This window comes from Herbaspirillum sp. B65, from assembly GCF_000333555.1.
GTDB lineage: Bacteria > Pseudomonadota > Gammaproteobacteria > Burkholderiales > Burkholderiaceae_D > Herbaspirillum > Herbaspirillum rubrisubalbicans.
Window position 1 is genome coordinate 1 of the sequence record NZ_BADI01000194.1, and the last position, 3910, is coordinate 3910.

At 61.9% G+C, this 3910-nt stretch carries 5 protein-coding genes; 1 reads left to right on the top strand and 4 read right to left on the bottom strand.

The window, feature by feature from the left end:
- Positions 1–157: 157 nt before the first annotated feature.
- Together I5W_RS04955 and I5W_RS04960 are read right to left on the bottom strand one after the other, a co-directional pair.
- Entirely contained in the window at positions 158–718 is a 561-nt protein-coding gene (locus I5W_RS04955) for an isochorismatase family protein (RefSeq protein ID WP_044528407.1), read from the bottom strand.
- An 81-nt stretch (positions 719–799) separates the two neighbouring features.
- Positions 800–1246: a MarR family winged helix-turn-helix transcriptional regulator gene (locus I5W_RS04960; protein ID WP_044528408.1), complete on the bottom strand. Its 447-nt coding sequence runs from the start codon at positions 1244–1246 to the stop codon at positions 800–802.
- 363 nt (positions 1247–1609) lie between these two features.
- On the opposite strand from I5W_RS04960, the gene I5W_RS34155 reads away from it, so the two are divergent.
- On the top strand, positions 1610–1855 hold the full coding sequence (locus I5W_RS34155) for a hypothetical protein (protein WP_252716900.1): 246 nt from the start codon (positions 1610–1612) through the stop codon (positions 1853–1855).
- A 69-nt stretch (positions 1856–1924) separates the two neighbouring features.
- Here I5W_RS34155 and I5W_RS04970 read toward each other — a convergent pair whose 3' ends face one another.
- Both I5W_RS04970 and I5W_RS04975 read right to left on the bottom strand, forming a co-directional pair.
- Complete coding sequence (locus tag I5W_RS04970; protein WP_044528410.1) at positions 1925–2719, bottom strand: sulfite exporter TauE/SafE family protein; 795 nt, start codon at positions 2717–2719, stop codon at positions 1925–1927.
- 39 nt (positions 2720–2758) lie between these two features.
- A partial coding sequence (locus tag I5W_RS04975) for an NAD(P)/FAD-dependent oxidoreductase (protein WP_050010618.1) occupies positions 2759–3910 on the bottom strand: 1152 nt, incomplete at its 5' end.

Below are 3910 nucleotides of genomic sequence, written 5' to 3' on the forward strand. Positions count from 1 at the left end.
TAGCACGTTCACGTGGAGGACGAAAGACCTTCGCCAGAGGGCTTGGCGAACCGGCTCTGAAAGGCCTGTCCCAGGGTGCCGCTGACGAAGTGCGGGATCGCGTTGGTCAGGAAAGCGCCGCCGAAGAAATACGCTATGTCATGTAGCCAATGCATGGTCAGGCACTCCGTTTCATGAGGTCAATGATTTCTTGCGTGGTGCCGGTCTCGCCTATCCTTGGAAAGACCCGCGTGATGCTGTAGGTATGCGCATCGGCCTGCATGTCGGTCATGGCGTCCGTGGCCAGCGTCACGTTCAAGCCCAGCTCGTAGGCTTGACGTGCGGTGACCTCGACGCCATTGCTGGTGGCGACACCAGCGATGACTACCTGCGTGACGCCCAACGATTCCAGATGGGCTTCAAGGTCGGTATTGGTGAAGGCGCCTGGAGTGCGCTTGGTCACCAAATGGTCTTGGGGCTGCACATTAAGCTCGGCAATAAAATCGGTCCAGCCGGTCGGCAATTCCCGATGCATTCGTGGCTGTTCCGTCCGACCCGGTGCCCCGCCAGCGACATTGACCAATACGACTGGCAAACCGTGCTCACGAAAGCTCTTTGCCAACCTCGCAGCGTGCTTTACCATCGGGTTCATGGGATGCGCGGTCGGAAGTGAAACGATGCCCGCCTGAAGATCGACGACGATGAGTGCGGACTTGGGATCGAGTGTGGTCACTGGCATGGTGTTTTCCTTTCGGTGATCGGGGCGACGTAGCTCTACGTTGTGGTGATTCCGGGAGTGACCTCAGGCGTCGGGGCGGTCTTACTCGGACTCGCTTAAGCGCTTGATCAGGGCCGCAGCGGTCACTAGCGTCTGTCGTTCATTCGGATCGAGCCTGGTCATTGCTGTCAACAGCCATTTCCGTTTCAGGGCGCCACGTTTTTGCCTAGCCTCGATGCCTTTTTCGGTCAGGGCAAACAGTACCTGCCTGCCGTCGCTCGGATGCGGCCGGCGCTCGACCAAGTCTTCCTGCTCCAACTCGGCCAGCGTGGCGCCCATGGATTGCGGCTTCACCGATTCAGCGCGCGCGAGATCGGCTGTCGTCAGCGGTCCTGCCTTCTCCAGCCGCGCCAATACCACGGTCTGCGACCAGGTCAGTCCATCCGGATTGGATTCCGCCCGCAAGCGTCGCAATACCTGTCCAATCGCCAGCGAAAGCTCGGTAACCGCCGTTTCAACGAGAACGGTGTTGTCTGTAGGAGTAGTCATGGCTGGAATATATATTTAAACAGTCAAACTTGCAAGTTTACCTGTTTATAACGGCGCGTCATCCTGGCGCAGAGTGATCGAACGGGCGGCAACGCCTGGCCGGCGGAAGACACAGCAGGTGCTCGTGGTCCAATGCAATGGCCGTAAGGGACCAGTGCCTGCACTTCATGCAAAAACTGATAACCATGCATGTTTTACTTTGTAGCTCTAACCGATCGCCTCGCCCACACTCTGGTTTCGTGGCGGCTGTCGAGGTCGCTCGCTCCCATTGCTGGTACCGCCGTCCTTGCTGGTCTGCAGCGATGCGGGTCAGCCCGCCATCCCGCTTACTTTGAACAAATCTTTCCTTTTACGGAGCCTTGCATGAAGCTTTCTCGTTTGTTGCTCGTCGTCTTCACCCTTGCTTCCCTCCAATTGGTCAATGCGGCCCAGGCTGCCGACAAGCTGCGCGTCGACGTGGTGCCCGGTGCCTATAGCGATTCCGTCACGGTGGCTGCCAAGGAAGCCAAGAGCCAGCCAACCAGCCTGCCAGAAAACCCGGGAAGCCACCCAGGCAATAACGCGCAATACCATAGACCGAGCCCGCGCTGGGCACCACCTCGGTCATGACCGCATAGCTCTTGGCGGTAAAGTACATGCAGATGGCGCCCAGCAGGTAGGCCAGACTGCCTCGGCTGGTCAGTGCACCGATTTCACGATCAGGCCCAGCGATACCGCCATGCACACCACCGAAAAGGCCAGCTTCAGGTGCGCCGGATGCCAGCGTACCGCGAGCTTGCCGCCGAACAGCATCCCGATCACCGCCCCCGCCGAAAAGGGCAGGCCGATGGCCAGATCGAAGTGCCCGCTGACCACGCTGGTGGCGACGCTGACCAGGGAAATGAGCGCAATCACCGCCAGCGAGGTTGAGACCACCGACTGCATGGCCAGGTCTGAAAAACGCTGCAGTGCCGGTACGATGACGAAGCCGCCACCCACCCCAAGCAGACCCGAGAGCACTCCGGCCACGCCGCCCATGACGGCCAGGCGACTGGCGCAGCGGGGTGTCCAGACGAAACGCCCGCTCTGGTCACGCAGGCAGGGACAGTCCGCGCTGACAGTGGCCGTGACCGTCTTGCTGCGACGGGCATCGCGCAAGCCTTTGAAGGCCACCCACAGCATGACCACGGCAAAGAGTAGTGTCAGATAGCGGGTATCCAGTTGATGGGCCAGCCACGTCCCCGCAGGCGTGAGTACGATGCCGATGGCGGCAATCAGCAGCGCCGCACGATAACGCACAATGCCGGCGCGCAAACCGATGAGCGCCCCCATGGCCGAGGCGATGCCCACTGCCAGCAGACCGATCGGGCCGGCCTGCGGCACGCTCAGATGCTGGCCGAACACCAGCAAGGGGATTGCCAGGATGCCGCCACCGGCGCCGGTGAGGCCCATGATGCAGCCCACCAGCGCTCCCAGCAACAGACTGATGCTCATGACCTGGCCTTGGAGGGGAAGTTCGAAACTGCCATGGCATTAACCCACCATTTCCGGTTGCGCCAGCCATTCGTGGCCCTTGAGCATTCCCTCCCAGTACAGCGGTGGCAGGATGCGCTCCTTCAATAGCCAGGCCAGCCGCGAAGGTCGCGTGCCCTCCAGCATCCAGCCCGGGAAGCTGGGGGCCAGCTTGCCGCCGTAGTTGAACTCGGCCAGCACGATCTTGCCGCGCTCGACCGTCAGCGGACAGGAACCGTAGCCGTCATAACGCGCCTGCGTGGTTTGTCGGCCGAGGTTGTAGAGCACGTTATGCGCCACTACCGGTGCCTGTTTGCGGGCGGCGGCGGCCGTCTTGGCGTTGGGCGAATTGGCGGCGTCACCCAGCCCGAAGATGTTGCCAAAGCGCTTGTGCTGCAAGGTGCTCTGGTCCACCTCGATCCAGCCGGCCGCGTCGGCCAGGGGGCTACTGCGGATAAAGTCCGGCGCACTCTGCGGCGGCACCACGTGGATCATATCGAAGGGGACTTCGATCTTGCCGGGCTGGCCCTCGGGCGAGGTGACGCTGAAGGTAGCGATCTTGCGGCTGCCATCGATGGCGGTAAGGGTCTGGCCGAAGTTCAGCGCGATGCCATAGGCTTGCACGTATTCCATCAAGGCCGGCACGTAGTCCGGCACCCCGAAAAGTACCGCGCCGGCTGCATGGAATTGCACCCTGGCCTGACCCAGCACCCCGGCGCGCCGCCAGGCGTCGCAGGACAGGTACATGGCCTTCTGCGGTGCTCCGGCGCATTTGATGGGCATGGGCGGTTGGGTGAAGAGGGCATTGCCGCCCTTGAAGCGCTGCACCAGTTCCCAGGTATAGGGCGCCAGATCATAGCGATAGTTGGAACTCACGCCGTTGCGACCGAGGGTATCGGTCAATCCTTCGATGCCGTCCCAGTTCAGCTTCAGGCCGGGACAAACCACCAGTTGTTCGTACTTCACCACGCGGCAGCCTTCCAGCAGCACAGCATGGCGGTCGGGCTCGAAGCCGGCCACCGCTGACTTGATCCAGCGCACCCCGCGCGGAATGAGCGAGCCCATCACGCGCGCCGTCTGCGCCGGCTGGAAGACGCCGCCGCCCACCAGCGTCCAGCCGGGCTGGTAATAGTGCACATCGGCCGGATCGATGATGGCAATATCCAGCCCCGG